The 26,422-nt window shown below is 72.0% G+C and carries 18 protein-coding genes; 12 read left to right on the top strand and 6 right to left on the bottom strand.

What is annotated here, in order from left to right; translation table 11 throughout:
* Positions 1–40 precede the first annotated feature (40 nt).
* From AB0C96_RS00200 to AB0C96_RS00180, 5 genes are all read left to right on the top strand, one after another.
* A complete protein-coding gene (locus AB0C96_RS00200) occupies positions 41–793 on the top strand; it encodes a (Fe-S)-binding protein (RefSeq protein ID WP_362912037.1) in 753 nt (250 codons plus the stop codon).
* A complete protein-coding gene (locus AB0C96_RS00195) occupies positions 790–2,298 on the top strand; it encodes a lactate utilization protein B (RefSeq protein ID WP_362912035.1) in 1,509 nt (502 codons plus the stop codon). The genes AB0C96_RS00200 and AB0C96_RS00195 overlap by 4 nt, the downstream gene beginning before the upstream one ends.
* A complete protein-coding gene (locus tag AB0C96_RS00190; RefSeq protein ID WP_362912033.1) occupies positions 2,295–3,005 on the top strand; it encodes an LUD domain-containing protein in 711 nt (236 codons plus the stop codon). Before AB0C96_RS00195 ends, AB0C96_RS00190 begins: the two co-directional genes overlap by 4 nt.
* A gap of 81 nt (positions 3,006–3,086) precedes the next feature.
* On the top strand, positions 3,087–4,538 hold the full coding sequence (locus AB0C96_RS00185) for a hypothetical protein (protein WP_362912031.1): 1,452 nt from the start codon (positions 3,087–3,089) through the stop codon (positions 4,536–4,538).
* A gap of 63 nt (positions 4,539–4,601) precedes the next feature.
* Positions 4,602–5,339 (top strand): hypothetical protein, encoded by a 738-nt coding sequence (locus AB0C96_RS00180; protein WP_362912029.1) that lies wholly within the window; start codon positions 4,602–4,604, stop codon positions 5,337–5,339.
* Here the strand turns inward: AB0C96_RS00180 and AB0C96_RS00175 are convergent.
* A complete protein-coding gene (locus tag AB0C96_RS00175) occupies positions 5,233–5,817 on the bottom strand; it encodes an NUDIX hydrolase (RefSeq protein ID WP_362912027.1) in 585 nt (194 codons plus the stop codon). The two genes, AB0C96_RS00180 and AB0C96_RS00175, sit on opposite strands and share 107 nt — an antisense overlap.
* A gap of 313 nt (positions 5,818–6,130) precedes the next feature.
* On the opposite strand from AB0C96_RS00175, the gene AB0C96_RS00170 reads away from it, so the two are divergent.
* Positions 6,131–7,309, top strand: coding sequence for an SGNH/GDSL hydrolase family protein (locus tag AB0C96_RS00170; RefSeq protein ID WP_362912025.1), 1,179 nt, complete (start codon positions 6,131–6,133; stop codon positions 7,307–7,309).
* A 114-nt stretch (positions 7,310–7,423) separates the two neighbouring features.
* Here the strand turns inward: AB0C96_RS00170 and AB0C96_RS00165 are convergent, their stop codons facing one another.
* A complete protein-coding gene (locus tag AB0C96_RS00165) occupies positions 7,424–9,241 on the bottom strand; it encodes an ABC transporter ATP-binding protein (protein ID WP_362912023.1) in 1,818 nt (605 codons plus the stop codon).
* A 95-nt stretch (positions 9,242–9,336) separates the two neighbouring features.
* Here AB0C96_RS00165 and AB0C96_RS00160 point away from each other — a divergent pair, with 95 nt between their 5' ends.
* Together AB0C96_RS00160 and AB0C96_RS00155 are read left to right on the top strand one after the other, a co-directional pair.
* Entirely contained in the window at positions 9,337–9,795 is a 459-nt protein-coding gene (locus AB0C96_RS00160; RefSeq protein ID WP_362912021.1) for a MarR family transcriptional regulator, read from the top strand.
* A gap of 33 nt (positions 9,796–9,828) precedes the next feature.
* Positions 9,829–12,792: an FAD-binding and (Fe-S)-binding domain-containing protein gene (locus AB0C96_RS00155; protein ID WP_362912019.1), complete on the top strand. Its 2,964-nt coding sequence runs from the start codon at positions 9,829–9,831 to the stop codon at positions 12,790–12,792.
* A gap of 13 nt (positions 12,793–12,805) precedes the next feature.
* On the opposite strand, the gene AB0C96_RS00150 is transcribed toward AB0C96_RS00155, so the two are convergent.
* Complete coding sequence (locus AB0C96_RS00150) at positions 12,806–14,176, bottom strand: alpha-amylase family protein (protein ID WP_362912017.1); 1,371 nt, start codon at positions 14,174–14,176, stop codon at positions 12,806–12,808.
* Between the two features lie 345 nt (positions 14,177–14,521).
* Between AB0C96_RS00150 and AB0C96_RS00145 the strand changes: the two genes are divergently transcribed.
* The gene (locus AB0C96_RS00145) at positions 14,522–15,955 is read left to right on the top strand and encodes a Gfo/Idh/MocA family oxidoreductase (protein ID WP_362912015.1); all 1,434 of its coding nucleotides are present in this window, start codon (positions 14,522–14,524) and stop codon (positions 15,953–15,955) included.
* A 75-nt stretch (positions 15,956–16,030) separates the two neighbouring features.
* Here AB0C96_RS00145 and AB0C96_RS00140 read toward each other — a convergent pair whose 3' ends face one another.
* Positions 16,031–17,401: a cation:dicarboxylase symporter family transporter gene (locus tag AB0C96_RS00140; RefSeq protein WP_362912013.1), complete on the bottom strand. Its 1,371-nt coding sequence runs from the start codon at positions 17,399–17,401 to the stop codon at positions 16,031–16,033.
* Between the two features lie 215 nt (positions 17,402–17,616).
* Positions 17,617–18,372, bottom strand: coding sequence for a hypothetical protein (locus tag AB0C96_RS00135; protein ID WP_362912011.1), 756 nt, complete (start codon positions 18,370–18,372; stop codon positions 17,617–17,619).
* A 233-nt stretch (positions 18,373–18,605) separates the two neighbouring features.
* Between AB0C96_RS00135 and AB0C96_RS00130 the strand changes: the two genes are divergently transcribed.
* The gene (locus tag AB0C96_RS00130) at positions 18,606–20,402 is read left to right on the top strand and encodes an ABC transporter ATP-binding protein (RefSeq protein WP_362912009.1); all 1,797 of its coding nucleotides are present in this window, start codon (positions 18,606–18,608) and stop codon (positions 20,400–20,402) included.
* Positions 20,399–22,180, top strand: a complete 1,782-nt coding sequence (locus AB0C96_RS00125) for an ABC transporter ATP-binding protein (RefSeq protein ID WP_362912007.1) — start codon at positions 20,399–20,401, stop codon at positions 22,178–22,180. The genes AB0C96_RS00130 and AB0C96_RS00125 overlap by 4 nt, the downstream gene beginning before the upstream one ends.
* A gap of 186 nt (positions 22,181–22,366) precedes the next feature.
* On the opposite strand, the gene AB0C96_RS00120 is transcribed toward AB0C96_RS00125, so the two are convergent.
* On the bottom strand, positions 22,367–23,158 hold the full coding sequence (locus tag AB0C96_RS00120; RefSeq protein WP_362912005.1) for a metal-dependent hydrolase: 792 nt from the start codon (positions 23,156–23,158) through the stop codon (positions 22,367–22,369).
* 721 nt (positions 23,159–23,879) lie between these two features.
* Here AB0C96_RS00120 and AB0C96_RS00115 point away from each other — a divergent pair.
* Positions 23,880–26,393, top strand: coding sequence for a DUF3516 domain-containing protein (locus AB0C96_RS00115; RefSeq protein ID WP_362912003.1), 2,514 nt, complete (start codon positions 23,880–23,882; stop codon positions 26,391–26,393).
* The last annotated feature ends 29 nt before the right edge of the window (positions 26,394–26,422 follow it).

Genomic DNA, 26,422 nt, shown 5'->3' with positions numbered 1-26,422 from the left:
GGCCGCCAGGGGCCGGGGGCGGCCGAAAGGAGAGCGCAACGTGCGTGTAGCACTGTTCGTCACCTGCATCAACGACCTGCTCCATCCGCGGACGGGGCAGGCGGTGGTCACCCTCTTGGAACGGCTGGGAGTGGCGGTCGACTTCCCCGCCGAGCAGAGCTGCTGCGGCCAGCCGCAGTTCAACACCGGCTACCGGCATGCGACCGAGCCGCTGGTGCGCCGCTTCGACCGGGCGTTCCGGGACTACGAGTACGTGGTCACCCCGTCCGGTTCCTGTGCGGCGATGGTGCGCGACAACTACCCGCGGATCGGGGCGAAGGCGGCCGCCGAGGGGCGCGGCCGGGAGCTCGCCGACGCCGCGGCGCTGGCGGGGCCCAAGACGTACGAGCTGACCGAGTTCCTGGTGGACGTGCTGAAGGTGGAGGACGTCGGGGCCTGCTACCCGCACACCGTCACCTACCACCCCACCTGTCACGGTCTGCGGATGCTGGGCCTGGGCGACCGGCCGCGGCGGCTGCTCTCCCACGTCAAGGGGCTTGAGCTGCGGGAGTTGCCGGGCGCCGAGGAGTGCTGCGGCTTCGGCGGCACGTTCGCGGTGAAGAACCCCGCGGTCTCGGCGGCGATGGGAGCCGACAAGGTCCGCAACGTCCTCGCCACCGGAGCAGAAGCCGTCTGCACCGTCGACAACTCCTGTCTGCTGCACATCGGCGGCACCCTCACCCGGCAGGGCGCGTCGGTGCGACCGGTCCACATCGCCGAGATCCTGGCCAGTACGGAAGGGAGTCAGTGGTGAGCGGCACCTATCTGGGCATGCCCGCCTTCCCGCGCGCGGCGGCGGCCTCCACCCGCAACACCCGGCTGCGCGCCAACCTCACCCACGCCACCCACACCATCCGCGACAAGCGGGCCCGTGCGGTGGCGGAGCTGGACGACTGGGCACAGCTACGGGCCGCGGGCGCCGCGGTCAAGGACCGGACGCTGCGCCGCCTCGACCACTATCTGGAGCAGTTGGAGGCCGCGGTGACCGCGGCGGGCGGGCAGGTCCACTGGGCGGCGGACGCCGCCCAGGCCAATGCGCTGGTCACCCGGCTGGTGCGGGAGACCGGTGAGCGCGAGGTCGTCAAGGTCAAGTCGATGGCGACGCAGGAGATCGGGCTCAACGAGGCGTTGGCCGAGGCCGGCATCCGTGCGTACGAGACGGATCTGGCCGAGCTGATCGTGCAGCTCGGTGACGACCTGCCGTCGCACATCCTGGTGCCGGCGATCCACCGCAACCGCTCCGAGATCCGGGACATCTTCCGTCGGGAGATGGGGCGTTGGGGTCGTCCGGCGCCGGAGGGGCTCTCCGACTCCCCCGCCGAGCTGGCCGAGGCGGCCCGGCTGCACCTGCGGGAGAAGTTCCTGTCCGCGAAGGTGGCGATCTCCGGTGCGAACTTCATGGTCGCCGAGACCGGCACGCTGGTCGTCGTGGAGTCCGAGGGCAACGGGCGGATGTGCCTGACCCTGCCGGAGACGCTGATCTCCGTGGTCGGCATCGAGAAGGTGGTGCCGACCTGGCAGGACCTGGAGATCTTCCTCCAGCTGCTGCCGCGCTCCTCGACGGCCGAGCGGATGAACCCGTACACCTCCACCTGGACGGGCACCACGGACGGCGACGGGCCGCGGACCTTCCACCTCGTCCTGCTCGACAACGGGCGGACCGACACCCTCGCCGACACCGTCGGGCGGCAGGCGTTGCGCTGCATCCGCTGCTCGGCCTGTCTGAACGTCTGCCCGGTGTACGAGCGGGCCGGCGGGCATGCGTACGGCTCGCCCTACCCCGGCCCGATCGGCGCCATCCTGACACCCCAACTCAACGGAATCCAGGGAGAGTTGGAGGCATCACTGCCATACGCCTCCTCGCTCTGCGGCGCCTGCTACGAGGTGTGTCCGGTCGCCATCGACATCCCGGAGGTGCTGGTGCACCTGCGGGAGCGGGTGGTGGAGGGCGGACCGGTCACCCGGCGCGGCACCCGGACCGTGGTCAAACCGGCCAAGGGGCACGCCGCGGAGCGGGCCGCGATGCGCGCGGCGGCCTGGGCGTTCGACCACCCGGGCGCGCTGCGCCGCGGAATGCGCCTCGCGGCCCGGACCCGGCGGCTCCATCCGCGGCGGCTGCCCGGCCCGGGGCGCGCGTGGTCACAGAGCCGCGATCTGCCGGAGGTACCGGCGGAGTCCTTCCGCGACTGGTGGCAACGCACCCGCGCGATCCCGTCCGGACCATCCGGGCCGTCCGGTCGGCGAGGTGGTGCCGCGTGAGCAGCCGGGACGTGGTGTTGGCGCGGGTGCGCCGGGCGCTGGCGGACGTGCCGCGCGGCACGGAACGGGACGATCCGGAGGTGGTGCGCGGCTACCGGCAGGTGCACGGTTCCCGTACGACGGCACAGACCGTCGAACTGCTCGCCGAGAACCTCGCGGACTACCGGGCGATCGTGCACCGCAGCGACACCGCGGGGCTGCCGGCGCTGATCCACCGGCTGCTGGTGGCGCACGGCACGCGGTCGGTGGTGGTGCCGCCGGCACTGGACCCGAGCTGGATGGCGGTGGCGCTGTCGGCCGGTTCCGGCATCGCCCGCGTCGAGGACCGGGCCTCGGTGACGCCCGCCGAACTCGACGCGGTGGACAGCGTGGTGACGGGCTGCGCGCTGGCCGTCGCGGAGACCGGCACCCTCGTCCTGGACGCCGGCCCGGATCAGGGCAGGCGCCGGATCACGCTGGTGCCGGACCACCACGTCTGTGTCGTCCGCGTCCCCGAGCAGGTCGTCGACTCGGTGCCGCAGGCGATGTCGCGACTGGCGCCGGAGCGCCCGCTGACCTGGATCTCCGGCCCGTCCGCGACCAGCGACATCGAACTCGACCGGGTGGAGGGGGTGCACGGTCCGCGGACGCTGGAGGTGATTCTGCTGACGGCGCCTCAGGGCCTTTCCGACCCTGCGCCGTCGGACGCGCCCCAGGCATCGGAATGAGCCGTCGGCAAACCCGTGACCGGCAGGCGCTGCAACAGGTGTGCGACCCCGTTGTCAGTGGGGATTCCTACACTGATCGGGATGTCCTTCGCACAGGCGGTGCGGGGGCGCGTGCCCGGGGGGAGGGAGCAGACGATGCTGCGGCAGGACGTACCACCACAGCGTTCCGGCCCGGCCGACCGCCGCTCGACCGCGGCGGCCCCCGGACCGCCGTCGTCCGCCGCCGCGCCGGCCTCCGCTCCGTCCCGGCTGGTGACCTGGCTGGGGCGACTGGGCGTGCCGGCCGCCGGGTTCGCGGTGTTCCAGACGCTGGTGGGCATCCTGCCGCAGAACCTCGCGGGCGAGGCGGCGCGCTACTGCGTGGCGGCGACGGCCGGGGTCGGGGTGGGTGCGGTGGTGTGGCTGTCGGCGGCGCTGCTGCGCGCCCGCGCGGCGGCCGCCGCGGTGGTACCGCCGGAGCCCGCGCCCTCCCCGGCCGGTTCGCTGCCCGAGCTGATGGACGGGACGTACGAGGCGCTGCGGCGCGGCCTGGCGGTGATCGAGGTGCCGGGGCGGGGGCCGCTGACCGGCTGGCCGCACTCCCTGGCGGAGAGCGATCCCCCGGTGCACCCGACGGCGTTCGGCACGGCGTACGGACTGCACCTCCTGCTCGACATCGCGCCGTACGACGGTCGCATACGGGCCGGTGAGGTGGCCGAGACGCTGTGGCGATTACGGCTGCCCGGCGGAGGGTGGGCGGCCCGCTCGCAGGGCAGCGGGGCGCGCCCCGAGGTGACCGCGATCGTGCTGGGGGCGCTGGCGCGGGCCGGTGCCGATCCCCGGCTGCTGGAGGCCGAGATCCACTCCTGCGAGACGCTGTTGGACCCGGACCACGATGTGTCGGGGCTGGCCAATACGTATGTCGTGACGAACGTGCTGCGCGGGCTGCTGCGGGCGGCGCCCGGCTCCCGTTCGCTGGGCGGGCTGCGCGAGGTGCTGGTCAACGGCGCCACCGCCGACCCGGCGCGCGGCCACCACCGCTGTTGGGGCGCGGCGCTGGCCACCGGGCGGGGCAATCCGGCGCCCTCGGCGGCGCACACCGCGCGGGCGGTGGTGGCGCTGGACCGGGCCGCGCGGGTGCTGGGTGAGGACGCCCGGCAGCGCGCGGTGCGCGAGGAGGGACTGCGCTGGCTGCTGGCGGGCGCGACCGCGCCGGGCGGCTTCGGGGCGTCGGATCTGGACAACTGCCAGGAGGAGGTACGCCGACCGGTCCGGGAGGATCCGCTGCATCAGGAGCTGCTGTCGGTGCGGCACTTCTCCGCCGCATGGGTGGTCCGTGCGCTGATGACGGACGGGGCACGGCAGTTGGCCGCGGAGAGCGTGGGACTGCCGGCCTGGGAGGGGCAGTTGGCCGCCGCCGTGGCGCGGGTGTGGGGGATGCAGCAGGGCGGGGTGTGGCGGTGGGACGACGGGCCCATGGGCCATCCGGTGTGGATGGCGTATCAGGGCCTGTCGGTGCTGCGGCGGTACGCGCTGCTGGTCCACCGGCCCTGACGTCGGCCGGGTCGGGTGCGCGGGGCCGCTGGCGGTCGGCGGCGCCGGGAACGGGAGGCGGAGATGCAGGTCGAGGAAGCCCGGTGGCTGCTGGCGGAGCGGCTGGGCGGTGGGCCGGGGCCTCCGTCGCCCGAGGCGGCGCGGGAGGCCGTCGCCCGGCTCGCGCAGCCGGCGGCGCTCGGTCCGCTGGTGCGCCGATTATCCGTCGGCGACCGGGAACTCGCGGAGTGCACCCGGCTCTCGTACCGCCATGTGCTGGGCTTCGACAAGCTGGTGCTGCTGCCCGATGCACCCCGGTTCGTACTGCGGGTCCACTTCTGGCGCGGCGGGGCCGGCCCGGCGCCCGAGGACATCCACAACCACCGCTGTGCCATCGCCTCGGCAGTGGTCCGCGGCCGGGTCCGCATGGAGTGCTACGCACCGGCCGCGGACGGGGTGCCGGCGACCGCCTACCGGGAGACCATCGACGGCCCCGGCGGGGCCTGGCAGCTGCGGCGGGTCGGTGACGCGCGGCTGCGGCTGCTGGGCACCGAACGGTTCGGCCCCGGGCGGAGCTACGGTCTGGACGCCCGTACGCTGCACCGGGTCGTGAGCGAGGAGCCGACGGTCACGCTGTTCCTGGAGACCGCGCCGCAGCGTTCGGTGACCGATGTGTACGTCCGGTACGGCGGCGCCGGCACGGACGGCCCGGCCGTCAGGAACGGCGGCGCCGGGCGCGCACGTCCGCCGGCCAAGGTTCCCCTGCGGCCGGCGGTCTATCGTGCCGAACTCGACGCTCTGGCCCGGTCCTTGGGCTATTGAACCGAACGGGTCCGGGGTACCCGAAGCGGGCCGTCATCGCGCGCAGGCCGGCCGCGTCCAGCCGGCCGCCGAACGCCTGGCGGATCACATCGAGGTTGTACGCGTCCACCCCCGCCGCGGCCAGCTCGCCCGGCCGGGCCCAGCGGTGGGCCTGGTCCGGACTGGGCAGCACGACATCGAAGGTCAGCGGGCGGACAAGGAAGTTCTCCTGGTGGTTGTGGACGCGGCGGCCCTGATAGTCACTCAGGAAGCCGGCGGATCCGGTGTGCGCGACGACTGCGCCGAGCAGTCCGGTCTCCTCCTTCAGCTCCCGCAGGGCTCCGCTCTCGGCGGACTCCCCGCGGTCCAGCTTGCCGCACGGCACGCCCCACGCGCCGGGCAGGAAGCGCTCGCGGTAGCTACGGCGAACGATCAGCACACGACCGTTGTGCACCACTACCGCCGCGGCCAGATATGTGTGGGCTGCGGTCTGGTTCATCGGACATCTCGCAATCCGAAGGGACGGGCGGCAGGCCCGTGGCGGAGGTCCACCGTACCGACGAAGCCGTGGCGGCGGACCCGGCGCGGGCGCACGGCGTGCGGTGAAGTGGCGTGCGGGGCGCTCGTCCTGGGCACCCGGATCGGTCCCCCGCGCCGGCCGTGGGAGCACGTCGCCGGGTGGGCGTGAGGGTGACCCTGGCGTTGGTGGGCACCCGATGCGTACCACGCCCAGAGGCCTGGGTAGCCCTGGCGGCCACCGGCAGACTCGCTGTCATCGCCACCCGGCGAACCGACAGAGAGGCGGCACCACCATGAGCGACACCGGCAACTCCCTTGCGTGGCAGGCAGGTTGGACGGCATCCGTACAGCGCCCGAGCGAGGGCTTCCACAAGAACTGGGCGCTGGAGGGGTTCGCGGACCAGACCGTGCGGCAGGTGGTCCGGGTGACCGGCTCCGGTACCGCCGCCCGGATCAAGCTCTCGAACCGGTACGGGACCGCGCCCCTGGAGGTCTCCGGGGCCACCCTCGCCCGTGCGGACCGGGGTGCGGCGGTGCAGGAGGACACGGTCCGCCGGCTCACCTTCGACGGCGCCCGGTCCGTCCGCGTCCCGCCCGGCGGCGAGGTCTACAGCGACGCCGCCGAGGTGACGGCGGCGCCCTTCGACGCGCTCACGGTGTCGCTGTACTTCGCGCCGCCGACGGGGCCGGCGACCTTCCACGCCCAGGCGTACGCCACCGCCTACCGTGCCGCGGGGGACCAGCTCGGGGCGGTGGACCCGGCGGTGTTCGACGAGACCACGGTGTCCTGGTACTACCTCGCCGCCGTCGAGCTGGCGGACGGCGGACCGGCGCGGCGCGACACGGTGGTGGTGTTCGGCGACTCCCTCACCGACGGGTTCGGGTCGACCGTCGACGGCAACCGCCGCTACTCCGACGCGCTCGCCGAGCGGCTGGCCGCCCGGGGCACCCCGCGCCCGGTGCTCAACCAGGGCATCGGCGGCAATCTGCTGCTGAGCGACTCGGCGTGGTTCGGCGAGCGGGCCGTCGGCCGCTTCCGGCGCGATGTGCTCGACCAGCCGGGCGTCCGCTCCGTGGTCGTACTGGTGGGCCTCAACGACATCGGGTTCAGCGAGGTCGACCTCCCGACGTACAAGCCGAACCCGGACCACTCGGTGTCCGAGCTCATCGCCGGGTACCGCGCCTTGCTGGCGATGGCGGACGCCGCGGGGGTGCGTGTCACCGGGGCGACGATCCTGCCGTTCAAGGGGTCGGAGTACCACACGCCGGCCGCCGAGGCGAAGCGCCGGGCGGTCAACGACTGGATGCGCACCTCGGGCGAGTTCGCCGCGGTGGTCGACTTCGCGACCGCCCTGGCGGACCCGGACGACCCGGACGCGCTCGCGCCCGCCTTCGACAGCGGCGACCACAAGCACCCCGACGACGAGGGGTACCGCGCGATGGCGGACGCGATCGACCTCGCCGCCCTGTGACGTCCCGCCGCCGTACGGCGCCGGCGGGCACGGCCGACCTGCCGGGGATGGGATGCGGCGGCCACCCCGACCTGAGAACTGGCCGCCGCACCACCGACCTTACCCGCCGGTCACTTACGGGGCCATCACGTGATCGTCGGCGGGGGTGAGGTGTGCGTCACGCCGCACCAGCGCCGCGTAGCGTCCGTCGGCGGCGAGCAGCTCGTCATGGGTGCCGCGTTCGGCGATCCGACCGGCGTCCAGGACGACGATCTGGTCGGCGTCGCGGATCGTCGAGAGGCGATGCGCGATGGTGAGGGTGGTGCGCCCCTCGGACAGCGCGTCGATGGCCTGCTGCACGGCGTGTTCGGTGCGGGTGTCCAGGGCGCTGGTCGCCTCGTCCAGGACGAGGATCGGCGGATCGCGCAGGATGGTGCGGGCTATCGCCAGGCGCTGCTTCTCGCCGCCGGAGAAACGGTAGCCGCGCTCGCCGACGAGGGTGTCGTAGCCGTCGGGGAGGGCGGCGATGTGGTCGTGGATCTGGGCGGCCCGGGCGGCGCGTTCGATCTCGTCGTCCGTCGCGTCGGGCTTGGCGAAGCGGAGGTTTTCGGCGACCGAGGCGTGGAAGAGGTAGGTCTCCTGGGAGACCACGCCGACCGCGCGCGCCAGGGTGTCGAAGTCGAGGTCGCGCACGTCCGTGCCGTCGAGGGTGACCCGGCCCTCGGTCACGTCGTAGAGCCGCGGGACGAGGTAGCTGAGGGTGCTCTTTCCGCTGCCGGTCGGGCCGACGACGGCGAGACTGCCGCCGGCGGGGACGTTGAGGTCGATGCCGTCGAGGGTGGCGGCGGCGTCGGGGTCGTAGCGGAACCGGACGTTCTCGAAGCGGATCTCGCCGCGCGGGGCCGGGATGCGGACCGGTTCGGCGGGTTCGGTGATGGCGACCGGCAGATCGAGGTACTCGAAGATCCGCTGGAAGAGCGCGAGCGAGGTCTGCATCTGGACGCCGGTGGACAGCAGCGACACGGTGGGGCGGAGCAGGCCCTGCTGGAGCGAGACGAACGCGACCAGGGTGCCGAGGGAGAAGACCGGGCCGCCCAGTTGGAGGACGAGTCCGGCCGCCCAGTAGATCAGGGCGGGCATGGCGGCCATGACGATGCCGATGGTGGCCATCCGCCAGCGGCCGGCCATGTTGGCGCGGACCTCCAGGTCGACCAGGCGCTCGGACTCGTCGGCGAAGGTCTTGGTGAGCGAGTCGGCGCGGCCCATCGTGCGGCCGAGCAGGATGCCGCTGACCGAGAGGGACTCGGTGACCATCGCGGACATCGCGGCCATCTGCTTCTGCCGCCGGGAGGTGATCCTCTTGCGCTCGTTGCCGACCCGGCGGCTGATCCAGACGAAGAGCGGGAGCAGCAGGAGCGAGACGACGGTGAGCCGCCAGTCGAGGGCGAGCATGGCGCAGACGGTGGCGACGACCGAGGTCAGGTTGGAGACCAGGGAGGTGGCGGTGGAGGTGACCGTCGCCTGCATCCCGCCGATGTCGTTGGCGATCCGGGACTGGACCTCACCGGTGCGGGTGCGGGTGAAGAACGCCAGCGGCATCCGCTGGAGCTTGGCGTAGACGGCGGTGCGCAGATCGTGCATCACCCGCTGGCCGACGGTGGTGGACACCAGGGTCTGTAGGACGCCGAAGACACTGGTGGTGATCGCGGTGGCGATCATGCCCAGGGCGAGCAGGGTGAGCAGGCCGGTGCGCCGGTCGGGGATCGCCACGTCGAGGATCTGGCGGAGCAGGAACGGCGAGGCCACCGAGACCAGGGACGAGGCGCCGACGAGCAGGCCGACGAGGGCGAGCCGGGCGCGGTAGGGGCGGAAGAGGGCGAGGATCCGCCGTAGCTGGACCGGTGTGTCCGGGTCCTTGGGCGGTGGGGTCCACTCGGGTTCGTGGCGGTGCATGGGCTCCTTCGAGGGTTTGGGGCAACGCGACCTCACGGAGCCTAGCTCATTGTTACCTAAGCTCACAATGAATAATGTCCTGGTACCCTTCGGGCATGCCCTCCCCCGAGCCGACGGTCAGCACCTCCAACGTCGCCGAGCAGCTGGTACGGCTGACCCGGCGGATGCACCGCGCCCACAAGCAGCAACTGGAGCGTCTGGACCTCGCCTGCACCCCCGCGCAGTCCCGGCTGCTGCGGATCGTCGGCCACTACCGCGGCACCCCGCCCCGGATGGCCGACCTCGCCGAACGGCTGGAGGTGGTACCGCGGGCGGTGACGACGCTGGTGGACGCGCTGGAGGCGCAGGGCGCGGTCCGTCGGGTGCCCGACCCGACCAACCGCAGGGTGGTGCGGATCGAGCTGACCGACAGCGGCCGGTCCACGCTGCGCGCGTTGCGCAGCGCCCGCCGGGCCGCGGCGGAGGAGATCCTGGCTCCACTCACCGCCGAACAGCGCGAGGTGCTGGGCGGTCTGCTGTCCACCCTGGTCGACGGGCCGGGTGCGCCGCACTGACCTGACGACCGGTCGACCCGAGGAGTCCGCGCCATGCCCCTGCTGGAGCCGAAGCCCGAAACCCTGCGCCCCGCCCCCGGCACCCGCCCCTCGCCCGACCGGGTGGCCGATCACCGCGCGTCCGGCACCCCCGAACCGCTGCGCGGCGACCTGATCGCGCTGCTGGGCCCGGACAAGGTGCTGCACAAGGTCTCCGACCTGGTCCGCTACGCCTCGGACGCCAGCCCGTACCGCTTCGTACCGCAGGTCGTGGTGGTCGCCGAGGACGTGGACGACGTCTCCGCGGTCTTCTCCTACGCCCACGGCAGGGGCCGCAACGTGGTGTTCCGGGCCGCCGGTACCTCCCTCAACGGCCAGGCGCAGGGCGAGGACATCCTCGTCGACGTGCGCCGGCACTGGACCGGGATCGAGGTGCTGGACGACGGCGCCCGGGCACGTATCCGGCCGGGCACGACCGTGCTGCGCGCCAACGCCGCACTGGCCCGCCACGGCCGGCTGCTCGGGCCCGATCCGGCCAGCGCCGTCGCCTGCACGCTGGGCGGGGTGGTCGCCAACAACGCCTCGGGCATGACGGCCGGTACCACCCGGAACTCCTACCGGACGCTGGCCTCGGTCACCCTCGTCCTTCCTTCCGGCACGATCGTCGACACCGCCGACCCGGGCGCCGACGAGGTGCTGGCCCACGCCGAACCGGCGCTGTGCGCGGGCCTGCTCGCGCTGAAGGCGGAGATCGAGGCGGACCCGGCGCTGGTGGCCCGGATCCGCGCCAAGTACACGATCAAGAACACCAACGGCTACCGCCTGGACGCGTTCCTCGACGGGGCCACACCGGCCGAGATCCTGCGCGGGTTGGCGGTCGGCTCCGAGGGCACCCTCGGCTTCATCGCCGAGACCGTCTTCGACACCCTGCCGCTGGACCGGCACACCTCCTCCGGGCTGCTGTTCTTCCCGGCCCTGAGCGCCGCCGCGGCGGCCGTACCGCGGTTCAACGAGGCGGGCGCACGGGCCGTGGAGCTGATGGACGGCAACACCCTGCGGGCGTCGGTGCGGGTGCCCGGGGTGCCGGCCGACTGGGCGGCGCTGCCCAAGGAGACCGCCGCGCTCCTGGTGGAGTTCCGGGCGCCCGACGAGGCCGTCCAGGAGACGTACGAACGGGCCGCGGCGCGGGTGCTGGCGGAGCTGGAGCCGGTCGCGCCGGTGGCGTCCGTCACCAATGCCTTCACCCGCGACCCGGCGGCGATCGGCGGCTACTGGAAGGCCCGCAAGGCGTTCGTCGCCGCGGTCGGCGGTTCCCGCCCGTCCGGGACCACGTTGATCACGGAGGACTTCGCGGTGCCGCCGGACCGGCTCGCCGAGGCCTGCACGGCGCTGCTGGAGCTACAGGCCCGGCACGGTTTCGACGCGGCGGTCGCCGGGCACGCCGCGCACGGCAACCTGCACTTCCTGCTCGCGTTCGACGCGGCGAAGCCGGACGACGTGGCGCGCTACGCGGCCTTCATGGACGCGTTCTGCCACCTGACCGTCGAGCGCTTCGACGGGTCCCTGAAGGCCGAGCACGCCACCGGCCGCAACATCGCGCCGTTCCTGGAGCTCGAATGGGGGCCGCGGGCAACGGAGTTGATGTGGCGCATCAAGGAGACCCTCGACCCGCACGGCATCCTGGCCCCGCGCGTCCTGCTGGACCGCGACCCGCGCGGGCATCTGCGGGGACTGAAGACCATCCCCGAGGTCGAGGCCGTCGCCGACCCGTGCATCGAGTGCGGCTTCTGCGAACCGACCTGCCCCAGCCAGGACCTGACCACCACGCCCCGCCAACGGATCGTGCTGCGCCGCGAAATGCTCCGCCAGCCGCCCGGCTCCCCGGTCGCCGCCGCGCTGCTGGACGCGTACGGCCATGACGCGGTGGACACCTGCGCGGCGGACTCCACCTGCAAACTGGCCTGCCCGGTGGGGATCGACACCGGCGCGCTGATGAAGGACTTCCGGCACCGGCGCCACTCGCCCCGCGAGGAGTGGCTGGCGGAGCGGTCCGCCCGGCAGTTCGCGGTGGTCGAGCGGTCGGCCCGACTGGCGGTGGCCGCCGCGGACCGGATCCGCGCCCGGGCCGGTGACCGGCTGCTGACGTCACTGACCGGCCGCGCCCGCCGGGCGGTACGCCCGGATCTGGTGCCGGAGTGGCTGCCGCAGATCCCCGGCCCGGCGGCCCGCGGGCTGCCCACGACGCAGCGGGCGGACGCCTGCGCGGTCTACTACCCGGCCTGTGTGAACCGGATCTTCGGCGAGCCGGCCGGGCACCGGGGCCCCTCGCTCCCGGCGGCGGTGGTGGCGGTCTCGGAGCGCGCGGGCCGCGCGGTGTGGATCCCGCCGGACGTGACCGGTACCTGCTGCGCCACCATCTGGCACTCCAAGGGCTACCGGCGCGGCACGGTGGTGATGGCCAACCGCATCGTCGAGGCGGCCTGGGGCTGGACCGCCGGCGGCGCCCTGCCGCTGGTCGTGGACGCCTCCTCCTGCACCCTGGGCCTCGCCCACGAGGTCGTGCCGTACCTGACCCCGGACAATCGCGCGCTGCACGCGGAGCTGACCGTCGTCGACTCCGTCGTCTGGGCCGCCGAAGAGCTCCTGCCGCGTCTGTCGGTGCGGCGGACGCTCGACTCCGCGGTACTCCACCCCACCTGCTCGATGCAGCACTTGGGCGACGAGGCGCAGCTGCGCCGGGTCGCCGAGGCCTGTGCGCGCGAGGTGGTCGTCCCGGACGACGCCGGCTGCTGCGCGTTCGCCGGCGACCGCGGGATGCTGCACAGGGAACTCACCGAGTCGGCGACCGCCAAGGAGGCGGCGGAGGTCACCGCGCGGCACTTCGACGCCCATCTGTCGGCGAACCGGATGTGCGAGATCGGCATGGACCACGCGACGGAGGGCCGAGGTTACCGCTCGGCCCTCCTGGCGCTGGAGTGGGCCACGCGCCCCAACTCACCTGCCGATTACGGAAGTTGAGGGCAGAAGCGGGTCAGTGCGCGATGTGCAGCGCCACCGCGCTCCTGGCCGGGACGGTCAGCTGCGCCGTGCCGTCGTTCCCGACAGTGACCGTGTGGCCGTCGCAGGACGACGGCGCGGCGTGCACCACGTCGCAGTACGTCCCGGCCGGCAGCGACGTCGCGAAGGTCTGCTTCAGTTCGCCGTCACCGTTGTTGAGGGCCACGAACCCCTTGCCGGCCCGCGCGAAGGCGATCGCGCTCCCCCCGTCGTCCCACCAGTCGGTCAGCTCGGCCGAGCCCACCGCGTTCCGGAAGCCCACCATCCCGGTGATCTCCCGCCTCGCATGCTCATCGGTCCAGCCACCGCTGCCGCTGGGCGGCCCCGCGTCCTTGTCGGACCACTCGTAGCCGGAGTAGACGTTCGGCGAGCCGTAAGGCGAGGCCAGCATGAAGACGTTGGCGAGGGTGTACGCCGCCCCGTCCTTGTAGGTGAGCGTCGAGCCGTTGCGCTCGGTGTCCCAGTTGTCGACGAAGGTGCGGGCCTTGTCGCCGGCGAGCTTGCCGTCCGCGACGGACTTGAGCTGGGCGATGTTGCCGCTCTGGAAGGCGCTCTTGAGGTGGCTGCCGTAGCGGAACTCGTCGACGTCGCCGATGCCGGTGTACTCGTCGGGCCGAACCGCCTCGCCGGCGCCGTAGATGACCTCCTGCACCCAGTGGCCGGGGTCGCGCATCTTGCCCTTGATGGCGGCGACGTCGGTGGCGGAGATGTGCTTGGCGGCGTCGATCCGGAAGCCGTCCACGCCCAACGACCGCAGGTCGTCGAGGTACTTGGCGATGGTGGTGCGGACGTAGTCGCTGCCGGTGTCGAGGTCGGCGAGCCCGACCAGTTCGCAGTTCTGGACGTCGTCACGGTTGGTGTAGTCGGAGATGCTCCTGCGGCAGCCGTGGAAATCCCAGTCCTGGTAGTAGCCGGGGTAGTTGTACTTGGTGTACTGGGTGCCGCCGGTTCCGGTGCCGGACCCGGCCGCCATGTGGTTGATGACGGCGTCGGCGATGACCTTGACGCCGGCGCCGTGGCAGGCCTTGACCATCGAGGCGAACGCGTCCCGGTCGCCCAGCCGTCCGGCGATCTTGTAGCTGACTGGCTGGTAGGAGGTCCACCACTGGTCGCCCTGGATGTGCTCGGAGGCGGGCGAGACCTCGACGTAGCCGTAGCCGGCCGGACCCAGCTGATCGGTGCAGGCCTTGGCGACGTCCACGTACTTCCGCTCGAACAACGTGACGGTGACGGTCTTCTCACCCGGTGGGGTGGCCTCGGAGGACCACGGCGCGAACGTGGCCAGGCCGACCGCGGCCAGCACTCCGGCCAGCGCCCCGCCCAGCACACGGGAACGTTGCTGCATCTTGCGGCTCCTTCGTCATGGGGCGCGACGTGCCGCACCGCGCCCACGAGAGCAGCCACGCGCCAGGCCGCCATGGGGGGATTTCCTACCGGAGCCTGCCGTTAACAATGTGAACACGTCAACCCTGTCTGCAAGACTTTTCAGTGACTTGCGCAAGGCGCTGACCGGCTCACGTCCGCTCCCGCCGCACCGCACCCGCGGAACCGGCCCGACGGTGCGGCGAAGAGTCCAAGCCCGCCGTCACAAGAGTCCAATCGGCCCTCTTGTGCCTCCGCCGCCCGGCCGACAGGGTCCTGACCGAGGTTCACATCTGCCCCGGCGCACCACCGTTCCCCTGGAGGACCGATGAACGAGGCACGACCGCAGAACCACGACCACGACGAGACGGGCCCCAGCCGTCGTTCGGTCCTGTGGACCGCCGGTGCGGCGGGCGCCGGGCTGGGACTCGGCGGGCTGACGGCCGGTCAGGCCGCCGCGGCCACACCGCGCACCACCGGCCGGGCGGAGGCCGCCGCCACGGCTCCCGCGGCCAAGGGGAAGACCATGATCGGGGTCCCCTTCGAACGGCGCTCCACGGTACGCGTCGGGATCATCGGCCTGGGCAACCGCGGCGGCAGCATGATCGACCTCTTCCTGGCGGTGCCGGGCGTGCGCGTCGTCGCCCTCTGCGACCCGGTGAAGGAGAAGACCGCCAAGGCCGCCAAGAAGGTCACCGACGCCGGACAGCCCGCACCCGCGGTCTACGCCAACGGCGACCACGACTTCGAGAACCTCTGCAAGCGCGGCGACATCGACTTCGTGTACGCGGCCACGCCCTGGGACTGGCACTTCGAGATGGCCAGGACGGCGATGCTCAACGGCAAGCACGTCGGCGTGGAGTGCCCGATCGCGCTGCGGCTGGAGCAGCTGTGGGAGCTGGTCGACCTGTCCGAACGGACCCGCAGACACTGTATGCAGCTGGAGAACTGCTGCTACGGCAGGAACGAGATGCGGGTGCTGCGGATGGCGCACGCGGGCCTGTTCGGCGAGCTGCTGCACGGCGCCGGCGCGTACATCCACGACCTACGGGGCCTGATGTTCGACCCCACGTATTACGAGGGGCCCTGGCGCCGGCTGTGGCACACCCGGCTGCGCGGCGACCTCTACCCCAACCACGGCTTCGGCCCGGTCGCCAACTACATGGACATCAACCGCGGCGACCGCGCCGTCCGAATCTCCAGCGTCGGCACCCCCGCGCTCGGCCTCGCCGCGTACCGCAAGGAGCACATGCCGGCGAACGACCCCAGCTGGAAGGAGTCGTACATCGAGAGCGACCGTACGATCAGCCTCGTCCAGACCGCCAAGGGGCGGGTGATCCGGCTGGAGCACGACGTCTCCACCCCGCACCCCTACAGCCGCATCAACAGCCTCGGCGGCACCAAGGGCCTCTTCGAGGACTACCCCGAGCGGATCTACATCGAGCCGGACCAGAGCAACGACGCGTGGGGCGACTTCGGCAAGTACGCCGAGTGGGACCACTGGCTCTGGAAGGAGCACGCCAACCCGCCCGGCGGCCACGGCGGCATGGACTACATGCTGGTCTTCCGGCTGATGCAGTGCATGCGGCTGGGCCTGGTACCGGACTTCGACGTCTATGACGCGGCGACCTGGACGGCGCCGGTGCCGCTGAGCGACCGCTCGATCAAGGCGAACGGCGCCCCGCAGGAGATTCCGGACTTCACCCGCGGGCTGTGGAAGAAGGCCCGGCCGGGGATGGATTCGCAGAAGCCGGAGGAGTAACCGGAGGAGTAACCGGACGGCGCGGTACCGGCGGGTGGTGCGCCCGCCGGGACCGCGCCCGGTGCACCCGGTGGGTCAGGCGTCGGAGGGCGTCACGGGCGCGGGGCCCGGCTCCACCGGCTGCTCCCCCGCCACCTCCGCCGGCGCCGGCCCCACCGGCTCGCCGTTCAAGACCTTCTTCGCGGTCACCCGGTCCAGCGCACCCTCCCAGCGGGAGACCGCGAAGACCGCGACGCAGTTGCCGAGCAGGTTGGTCGCCACCCGCATCGAGTCCATGATCCGGTCGACGCCGAGGAGCAGGGCGACCGCGGCGGCCGGGATGACGCCCAGCGCGGAGGCGGTGGCGGACAGTGCGAGGAACGCCGAACCCGGCACCCCGGCCATCCCCTTGCTGGTCAGCATCAGCACCAGGACGACGGTGAGTTGTTGCCCGAGCGAGAGGTCGACGCCGACGGCCTGCGCGATGAAGAGCGTGCCGATGGAGAGGTAGATCGAGGCGCCGTCGAGGTTGAACGAGTAGCCGGTCGGCAGCACCAGTCCCACCGCGTCGTCCCGGCAGCCGGCGGCCCGCAGCTTCTGCATCATCCGCGGCATCACGGTCTCGCTGGAGCCGGTGCCGAGCGCCAGCAGGAGCTCCTCGCGGGTGTAGCGGACGAACTTCCACAGGCTCAGGCCGGTGACGGCCTTGAGGGCCAGGCCGAGCAGCACGAGGAAGGCCAGGGCCACGCCGTAACAGACCGCGATGAGCTTGCCGTACGTCGACATCGCGCCCAGACCGTACTCGCCGACGAGGTGGGCGGTGGCGCCGAGGACCGCGAGCGGGGCGAGCTTCATGACGAAGCCGACGATGGTGAACACCACGTCCTGGGCCTGCTCGATCAGCGGGAGCAGCTGCGGCACCCTCTGCTGACCGAGGTGCAGCAGCGCCGCGCCCACCAGGCAGGCCAGCACCAGGACCTGGAGCAGCGAGTTCTCGGCGAACGCACCCACCGCGCTGTTCGGCAGCGACTCCAGGACGAACTGGGCGGCGGAGGGCAGGTGTCCGCCGCCCGTCTTGGCGTCCACCGCGCCCTTGTCCAGGGACGCCGGATCGATGTGCATCCCGGCGCCCGGAGCGAAGACATTGGCCGCCACCAGGCCGACCACGAGGGCGAGGCTGGTCGCCACCTCGAACCAGATCAGGGCCTTGACCCCGATGCGGCCGAAGGCCTTGAGATCGCCCGCCTTGGTGATCCCGGCGACCACGACGCAGAAGACCAGTGGGGCGATCACCGCCTTGATCAGGCGGACGAAGCCGTCACCGAGCGGCTGGAGCGACGCTGCCGCCTGCGGCCACAGGCGCCCGACGAGGACGCCGAGGACGAGGGCGATCAGTACCTGGGTGAACAGACTGGTGCGCAGGAGGCGGCCTGCGCGGCGGACGACGGTTCCGGTGGCGTGCGGCACGGGCACTCCTCCATGGACGAATTTTGTTATGCGGAAGTGGACTTCCGCGGTCCGTCACTATGGCCGCTCGTCGTTCACCACGAAAGAGCTCGATGTAACTTCCGGGAAAATCTTGGAGCTTGGTCCAAGACGGAGCGCGCCACGTGCGCCGCTTTGCTCCGAGGTGACCGCGATGAGTCGGTTCTCCCCGGGCGCACCACCCGCCCCGCACACCCTCAGACGGCGAGATGCGCCCTGTCCCCCATGACCATCACCGGGTTCCGGGCCGGGTCGAGCGCACGCAGCAAGGTCTGCATCGCGGGCTTCGCGACGCTGACACAGGCGGAGGTCCCGCTGCCGTGGTCCAGGTGCAGCCAGACCCCGCCCCCCTTGGCCTGCCCCTCCGGGCGGGTCGGGTCGAGCGGCGAGGTCCCCTTCACCCGGTTGTAGTTGATCGCGACGACGTAGTCGAAGTCGTGCCGGGTGTTGGCGGACCAGTACGGGGGCGGGGTGAACGCCGAGGAGTGCGTATAGGGCAGCCCGGCCCCGGGGTCGGCGAGCACACCACCCGCATCGGTCAGCGCGAACACCCCCACGGGGCTGCGCTTGTCGCCCTCGTGATGGTCCATGGTCCAGCCACGCCGCCCGTTGTGCGCGGGCCAACTTCCCTTCTGGTCCCACCCCTTGGCGTTCTTCTCGTAGAGGACGACGGTGGACTCGGCGGAGTCCGGGCCCTTGCCGTAGACCGCCACGACCTGCCGGGAGTCGGCCGGGATCCGCGTCCGCAAGGTGGTGCCGATCCCGGGGATCTGCTTGAGGTGGGTGGTCGCCGACGCGCCGCGGGCCGGGCCGCCGGGGCGCTCGCCCTTCGCCGCTCCGTCGTCCTTGCCGTCCCCGTCCCGGCTGCCCGCACCGCCGCCACAGCCCGCCAGAAGGACCAGTCCCGCGACGGCCACCGCCGCCCTCCGCACCGCACCGCCCGCTGTTCGCATGCCCCCATCGTCGCACCGTCCGACTGACAGGACTTCAGCGCCCGCCCGTCACGCGCACATCACCACACGATTGTCCGAATCACGGGGTTGCGACGGAAAAACCCTTTGAAATCAGCCCACCCCGCGGGCCAGTCTTCCAGCACCTCCGCCGACGACGAGACGGGCGAGAGGGGCATTCCGCCTGCCGGGACGGCGCTCTGCCGGCCACCCACCACGACTCCGCCTGGGGCATCATGCATCTTCGCGACCTTCCGCACCCCGACCCGGGCGTCCCGGACGTCCGTACCGGCGGCACCTTCCTCCTGTGGCTCTACAAACAGCAGCTCGGCGGCCAGTTCACGGCCCTCTTCTGGGGGCTGGTGAACTTCGGCGCCATCGCCTCCTTCCCGCTGCCGGTCGGCCTCGCCGTACAGGCCGTGGTGGACCGGGACGGCGGCCGGCTCGCGCTGTCCGGTGGCCTGATGGTGGTGCTGGGCACGCTGATCGCACTCGGCGGCACGATGCTGCACCGCGCGGCGGTCACCAACTGGATCACCACCGTCGCCCGGATGCAGCAACTGCTCGCCCGCAAGACCACGGAGCTGGGCTCGGCCATGACCCGGCGGGTGGCGGCCGGCGAGATCGTCGCGGTCAGCACCGGCGACCTGGAGAAGATCGGCTGGTTCGTGGAGGCGATCTCCCGGTTCGGCGCGGCGGCGGTCACCGCGGTCGGCGTCTCCGTCGCCCTGGTCGTCCGCCAGCCGCAGCTCGGCATCCTGGTGGCGCTCGGCGTGCCCGTTCTCGCGCTGGCCGTGCTCCCCCTGCTGCCGCCCGCCACCCGGCGCGCCGACGCCCAGCGTGAGAAGGCCGGCCGGGCCACCGAGCTGGCCTCCGACACCGTCGCCGGACTGCGCGTACTGCGCGGCATCGGAGGCGAGGAGCTCTTCCTCAACCGCTACCGCGACGCGTCCCAGGAGGTCCGGAAGGCCGCCGTCCGCAGCGCCCGGATGTGGTCCCTGATCTCGGCCGTCCAGGTGGTGCTACCGGGCCTGCTGCTCATCGCGGTGGTCTGGTACGGCACCCGGCTCGCCCTCGACGGCACGGTCGCGGTGGGCGAACTCGTCGCCATCTACAGCGCGGTCACCTTCCTGCTCTTCCCGCTCCGTCACTTCGAGGAGATCGCCCAGGCCTTCTCCTTCGCCCGGCCGTCGGCGAAGCGCGCGGCCCGGGTACTGGCCCAGAGCCGACCGGTCGACGGGCGGACCACCGACGGCGCGGCGACACCCACCGGCGCGCTGCACGACCCGATCAGCGGACTGACCGCCCCGGCCGGCCGGCTGACCGCGGTGGTCTGCGGCGACCCCGACGCCGCCGGCCGGCTCGCCGAACGCCTCGGCGGCCACCCACCGCACGGCGACGAGAGCGACGCCGTCGGCCTGCTCTCCGTCACCCTCGGCGGCACACCGCTCGACGACCTGCCGCGCGACACCGCACGCCGGGCCGTGCTCGTCCAGGACAAGGACCCGGTGCTGCTCTCCGGCACCCTGGGCGAGCTGCTCGACGTGCCGTGCTCCGGACGCGTCCCGGCAGCCGCGGCCCTGGCCGCCGCCCGGTGCGGCGATGTGCTGACGGCCCTGGCCCAGGCGTCCGTCGACGACTCCGGCGACCCGATGCGCACCCACATCACCGAGCGCGGCCGGTCGCTCTCCGGCGGCCAGCGGCAGCGGCTCGCGCTGGCCCGCTCGCTGGTCACCGACCCTGAGGTGCTGGTCCTCGACGAGCCGACCAGCGCCGTCGACGCGCACACCGAAGCCGGTATCGCCGACGGCCTGCGGGAGATCAGAGCCGGCCGCACCACGGTCGTCCTCACCTCCAGCCCGCTCCTCCTGGACCGCGCCGAACGGGTCGCGTTCCTCCACGAGGGCAAGGTCGTCGCCGAGGCCACCCACCGCGAACTGCTGCACGACCACCCCGCCTACCGCGCCGTCGTCACCCGCGAAACGGATGCCGAGCCGGCGCTGTCGACCGGCCAGATCGAGGAGACCGCATGATCGGCCTGGCGCCGCCGGAACACGACCCGGACGCCCCGCAGACCCTCAGCACGCTCCCCGTCGGCTCACCGGCGACGGTACGGAGCTACGTCGGCGGCCTGATCCGCCGTCACCGTCGTGAATTCATTGTGCTGGTCACCGTGAACGCGGCCGCGGTCATCGCCTCGATGGCCGGCCCCTACCTCCTCGGCGGGGTCGTCGAGAAGCTGGCAGCGGGCTCCCGGGACCTGCAACTCCCCCGCACCATCGCCCTGTTCGCGCTCGCCCTGACCGTCCAGACGGTCTTCGTCCGGATGGTCCGGCTCCGCGGCGCGATGCTCGGCGAGCGGATGCTGGCGGACCTCCGCGAGGACTTCCTCGTACGGTCCGTGGCGCTGCCGCCGGGCGTCCTGGAACGGGCCGGCACCGGCGATCTGCTGTCGCGGATCACCACGGACATCGACCGGCTCTCCAGCGCCATGCGCGAGGCGGTCCCCCAACTGTCCATCGGTGTGGTGTGGATCGCGCTGCTGCTCGGCGGACTCGCGGTCACCGCACCGCCGCTCGCGCTCTCCGTACCGATCGCGCTCCCGCTGCTGGTCATCGGCTGCCGCTGGTACTTCAAACGGGCGCCGGCCGCCTACCGTTCGGAGGCCGCCGGGTACGCGGCGGTGTCCGCCGTGCTCACCGAGTCCGTCGACGCCGGGCGCACCATCGAGGCCCACCGCCTCGGCCGGGGCCGGATCGCACTGTCGGAGCAGCGCATCCGCGACTGGACCCAGTGGGAGCGCTACACGCTCTTCCTGCGCACGGTCCTCTTCCCGGTCGTCGACCTGACGCATGTGGTGCTCATGGCCGCGGTGCTGCTGCTCGGCGGTGCCTTCGTCATCGAGGGCTGGATCACCGCGGGACAGTTGACGACGGGTGCGCTGCTGGCCCACATGATGATCGAGCCCGTCGGCATGGTCCTGCGCTGGTACGACGAGCTACAGGTGGCCCAGGTGTCCATCGCCCGCCTCGTCGGCGTCCGGGAGATCGCACCGGATGCCGGCGACCCGGACCGGTCCCCCGACGGCCGCCATGTGCACGCCGACGACGTGACCTTCGGCTACCGCCCCGGCGTCGACGTGCTGCGCGATGTATCGCTGCGGATCCGACCGGGCAGCCGCCTCGCACTGGTCGGCCCCTCCGGCGCCGGCAAGTCCACCCTCGGCCGACTGCTGGCAGGTATCTACGGTCCCCGCGCGGGCTCCGTGACCCTGGGCGGCGCCGAACTCTCCGCGATGCCGGCCGAGCGGGTCCGCGAACAGGTGGCGCTGGTCAATCAGGAGCACCACGTGTTCGTGGGCTCGCTCCGCGACAACCTCCTGCTGGCCCGTACGGACGCCACGGACCCCGAACTCCGGGCGGCGCTCACCGCGGTGGACGCCGACGGCTGGGCCCGGGCCCTGGACGACGGTCTGGACACCGAGGTCGGCTCGGGCGGTCACACCCTGACGCCGGCCCAGGCCCAGCAGATCGCCCTGGCCCGCCTGGTCCTCGCCGATCCGCACACCCTGGTGCTCGACGAGGCGACGTCCCTGCTCGATCCGCGAGCGGCCCGCCACCTGGAACGCTCCCTCGGCAAGGTCCTCGACGGCCGCACGGTGGTGGCCATCGCCCACCGCCTGCACACCGCACATGACGCCGATGTGATCGCCGTGGTCGAGAACGGCCGGATCAGCGAACTGGGCAGCCATGACGAACTGGTCGCGGCCGACGGTGCCTACGCAGCGCTGTGGCGGTCGTGGCACGGGTGACACCAGTCGTGCCACGGGTGACACGAAGCGTGGCACGCGTGACACAAACGACCGGTGGGGCCCACCGTGCGGCAGGCCCCACCGGTCAGCGGCGGCGGCAGATATGCGCGTGCTCACAGGCATGCGTCCGCTCGCAGATCTGCGTCCGCTCGCAGACGTGAGTCTGCTTCCAGATATGCGCAGGTCTCAGAGGTAGTTGAGGGCGCCCAGCCCGCCCAGGCCGCCCAACAGCATGAACACCGGCATCAGCACCTTGATTTCCACCCAGCTGCCGGCCTTGAACCGCATGGCCTTGGGCGGACCGATCGGGTACCACCGCTTCCGTCCTATCGGGATCGGCCAGAGGATGGGGCACCCCGAGACGGTCAGCGCATCACCGATGTCGTGGACCAGCGCACCGAGCACGATCGGCAGCCCCAGCCAGAGGTACTGCTGGCCCGGTCCGTCGAACAGCCAGCTCGCCCCGTTGCCCGGCTGGTCGAGGATGCCGGCCAGGATCCAGGCCGAGGCCGCGCCCAGCAGCCACACCAGCACGTCACTGGAGACCCGCGCCGCCCGCCACAGCAGCCCCTCGATGGCGAGCACCATGTGGACGAAGAGGATGCCAAGCACCGCCCACCGGCCGCCCTGCATCGCCAACAGGGACATCCCGCCGCCGACCAGCACCGCCCACACCCAGGTGTGGGTGAGCGTGCGGTGGCCACCGGAACGGTTCGAGTCGCCGCGCATCCTGGTCGCCTTGTAGACCGCGTGCGAGATGTTGTCGACCACTTCGCACACCGCCCGCGAGAGCGGCCCGAAGGACCGCGAAATGGTCGCCGACTTGTGGTCGAGGTCCGGCGCGAGCGCCGCTCCGGCACAGATCAGAGCACCGCAGACGAGCACCGGCCAGGGCATCGGATGGCCGGCGGCAGCCGCCGCCGCGCCCACCCCAAGCCAGGCCGCGGCCCCGGACAGCGAGTGCGCCGGTCCCATCATGGTCGTTCCCACCCCTTGTTCTCTTGGCTTCGCGCCCGTCGGCCGAACGACCGCTTGGCGCGCGTCGGCCAGCATCTGACGGCCGGTCGGCGACTCAGCGTAGCGTCAGATGATCTCCGCCCGAGGAGCGGGTGACGCAACCGGCGCACCGGCACACCGCCCGGGTGACCGCCCGGGTGACCGGGCAGCGGACAGCGGGCCGTACGACCCGGCCGACGCCCCGGCGGGGACGGTCCGGACCGGTGGTTCGGCTTCACTCGATCCGGGCCGGATGGCCTCGGCGACGGCGACGGCGCCGGGCCCCGGCCGGGGCCGTCGGGTGATCTCCGCCACGTCGTGGGTGCGCCACCCCTCCGCGATGACCATCAGGGACGACGCTGAGTCCGTCGGCGTGTACGGAATGTAAAGACCTTGCGTGGAAGCCTCCGCGGGGAAGTGCGCGGTGGGGCCGGTGAGGAACGCGATCAAGCCCGCACCACACCGATCAGGCCGGGGCCGCGCGGCCGATCAGGGTGCCGGGCGGCCGCTCACCACTCGCCTGGAAGTCCGCGTTTCCGCAGGTCAGTGAGGTTGAAGTGGCTCATCGGTGGGCCGTTGCGGGTGATCGTGCGGGGCGCCGCGACCCACGATGCAGGCCGGCGGAGGGGGGACTGATCTTCATTGGGCGGGGTTCCGGGTCGCCGGTTCCCAGATCCGGGGGGAAGCCAGGCAGTATGGGGGCGTGACCCTCATCGATCATCTGCCGAACGACGCCGACCCTGATGCCCTCTTCGAAGCCTTTTCGGGCTGGGCCGAGCAGCAGGGCATCTCGCTCTACCCTGCCCAGGAGGAGGCGCTGATCGAGGTGGTCTCGGGGGCGAACGTCATCCTGTCCACCCCCACCGGCTCCGGCAAGAGCATGGTGGCGGCCGGTGCGCACTTCACCGCTCTCGCCCACGACCAGGTCACCTTCTACACCGCGCCCATCAAGGCGCTGGTGTCGGAGAAGTTCTTCGATCTGTGCAAGCTGTTCGGCACCGAGAACGTCGGCATGCTCACCGGTGATGCGTCGGTCAACGCCGATGCCCCGGTGATCTGCTGTACGGCGGAGGTGCTCGCCTCGATAGCGCTGCGGGACGGCAAGAACGCCGACATCGGCCAGGTCGTCATGGACGAGTTCCATTTCTACGCCGAGCCGGACCGTGGCTGGGCCTGGCAGATTCCGCTGCTGGAGCTGCCGCAGGCGCAGTTCGTCCTGATGTCGGCCACGCTCGGCGACATGTCGCGCTTCGAGGAGGATCTGACCCGGCGCACCGGGAGGCCCACCTCCGTGGTGCGCTCCGCGACGCGGCCGGTGCCGCTCTCGTACGAGTACCGGACCACGGCGCTGACCGAGACGCTCACCGAGCTGCTGGAGACCCGCCAGTCGCCCGTCTACATCGTGCACTTCACCCAGGCGGCCGCCGTGGAGCGGGCGCAGGCGCTGATGAGCATCAACATGTGCACGCGGGCGGAAAAGGACGAGATCGCCCAGCTGATCGGGAACTTCCGGTTCACCACCAAGTTCGGGCGCAACCTCTCGCGGTACGTCCGCCACGGCATCGGCGTGCACCACGCGGGGATGCTGCCGAAGTACCGCAGGCTGGTGGAGAAGCTGGCACAGGCCGGTCTGTTGAAGGTCATCTGCGGGACGGACACGCTCGGCGTCGGGGTCAACGTCCCCATCCGTACGGTGTTGTTCACCGCGTTGACCAAGTACGACGGGTCGCGGGTGCGGACGCTGCGGGCGCGGGAGTTCCATCAGATCGCGGGCCGCGCGGGGCGGGCCGGCTTCGACACCGCGGGCTTCGTGGTCGCACAGGCGCCGGAGCACGTCGTGGAGAACGAGAAGGCGCTGGCGAAGGCGGGCGACGATCCGAAGAAGCGGCGCAAGGTGGTCCGGAAGAAGGCGCCGGAAGGGTTCGTCAACTGGGGTGAGAACACCTTCGAGAAGCTGATCGCCTCCGATCCGGAGGCGCTGACCTCGCGGTTCCGGGTGACGCACGCGATGCTGCTCTCGGTGATCGCCCGGCCCGGCAATGCCTTCGAGGCGATGCGCAAGCTGCTGGAGGACAACCACGAGCCGCGCAAGAACCAGCTCCGGCACATCCGGCGGGCCATCGCGATCTACCGGTCCCTCGTGGACGGCGGGATCGTGGAGCCGCTGGCGGAGCCCGATGCGGAGGGCCGGATCGTCCGGCTGACCGTGGACCTCCAGCAGGACTTCGCGCTGAACCAGCCGCTGTCGACCTTTGCGCTGGCCGCCTTCGACCTGCTGGACCCCGAGTCGCCGTCGTACGCACTGGACATGGTCTCGGTCGTGGAGTCCACGCTGGACGATCCGCGGCAGATCCTGGCCGCGCAGCAGAACAAGGCCAGGGGCGAGGCCGTGGCCCAGATGAAGGCCGACGGCGTCGAGTACGAAGAGCGCATGGAACGGCTCATGGACGTCGAGTACCCCAAGCCGCTGGAGGAGCTGCTCTTCCACGCCTACGGGCTGTACCGCAAGAGCCACCCGTGGGTGGGCGACCATCCGCTGTCGCCGAAGTCGGTCATCCGCGACATGTACGAACGCGCCATGACCTTCACCGAGTTCACGTCCTTCTACGAGCTGGCGCGCACCGAGGGCATCGTGCTGCGCTACCTGGCGAGTGCGTACAAGGCGCTGGACCACACCGTGCCGGACGACCTGAAGTCCGAGGACTTCGAGGACATCATCGCCTGGCTGGGCGAGATGGTGCGGCAGGTCGACTCCAGTCTGCTGGACGAGTGGGAGCAACTGGCCAATCCCGAGGAGGAGTCGGCGGACCAGGCGCAGGAGCGGGCCGACCAGGTGCGCCCGGTCACCGCCAATGCCCGGGCGTTCCGGGTGCTGGTGCGCAACGCGCTGTTCCGGCGGGTGGAGTTGGCGGCCTTGGACAGGGTCGAGGAGCTCGGCGAGATGGATGCCGAGTCCGGCTGGGACGCCGAGGCCTGGGGCGAGGCGCTGGACGCCTACTGGGACGAGTACGACGAGCTGGGCACCGGCCCTGACGCGCGCGGTCCGAAGCTGCTCCAGATTCAGGAGGATGCCGCACACGGCCTCTGGAAGGTGCGCCAGACTTTCGCCGACCCGAACGGTGATCACGACTGGGGTATCTCCGCGGAGGTGGACCTTGCCGCCTCCGACGAGGAGGGACGCGCGGTCGTGCGGGTGACGGCCGTGGGTCAGCTGTAAGGCGACGGCTTCGCCCGAGGCCGCCGAGG

The sequence above is a fragment of the Streptomyces sp. NPDC048506 genome (assembly GCF_040651315.1).
Taxonomy (GTDB): domain Bacteria; phylum Actinomycetota; class Actinomycetes; order Streptomycetales; family Streptomycetaceae; genus Streptomyces.
This window is presented reverse-complemented; position numbering and strand designations above follow the sequence as displayed.

Bases quoted from the DNA above. Each gene is read 5' to 3' on its own strand.
- AB0C96_RS00185 (WP_362912031.1), top strand. From the start codon at position 3,087: ATGTCCTTCGCACAGGCGGTGCGGGGGCGCGTGCCCGGGGGGAGGGAG.
- AB0C96_RS00180 (WP_362912029.1), top strand. From the start codon at position 4,602: ATGCAGGTCGAGGAAGCCCGGTGGCTGCTGGCGGAGCGGCTGGGCGGT.
- AB0C96_RS00175 (WP_362912027.1), bottom strand. From the start codon at position 5,817: ATGAACCAGACCGCAGCCCACACATATCTGGCCGCGGCGGTAGTGGTG.
- AB0C96_RS00170 (WP_362912025.1), top strand. From the start codon at position 6,131: ATGAGCGACACCGGCAACTCCCTTGCGTGGCAGGCAGGTTGGACGGCA.
- AB0C96_RS00165 (WP_362912023.1), bottom strand. From the start codon at position 9,241: ATGCACCGCCACGAACCCGAGTGGACCCCACCGCCCAAGGACCCGGAC.
- AB0C96_RS00160 (WP_362912021.1), top strand. From the start codon at position 9,337: ATGCCCTCCCCCGAGCCGACGGTCAGCACCTCCAACGTCGCCGAGCAG.
- AB0C96_RS00155 (WP_362912019.1), top strand. From the start codon at position 9,829: ATGCCCCTGCTGGAGCCGAAGCCCGAAACCCTGCGCCCCGCCCCCGGC.
- AB0C96_RS00150 (WP_362912017.1), bottom strand. From the start codon at position 14,176: ATGCAGCAACGTTCCCGTGTGCTGGGCGGGGCGCTGGCCGGAGTGCTG.
- AB0C96_RS00145 (WP_362912015.1), top strand. From the start codon at position 14,522: ATGAACGAGGCACGACCGCAGAACCACGACCACGACGAGACGGGCCCC.
- AB0C96_RS00135 (WP_362912011.1), bottom strand. From the start codon at position 18,372: ATGCGAACAGCGGGCGGTGCGGTGCGGAGGGCGGCGGTGGCCGTCGCG.
- AB0C96_RS00130 (WP_362912009.1), top strand. From the start codon at position 18,606: ATGCATCTTCGCGACCTTCCGCACCCCGACCCGGGCGTCCCGGACGTC.
- AB0C96_RS00125 (WP_362912007.1), top strand. From the start codon at position 20,399: ATGATCGGCCTGGCGCCGCCGGAACACGACCCGGACGCCCCGCAGACC.
- AB0C96_RS00120 (WP_362912005.1), bottom strand. From the start codon at position 23,158: ATGATGGGACCGGCGCACTCGCTGTCCGGGGCCGCGGCCTGGCTTGGG.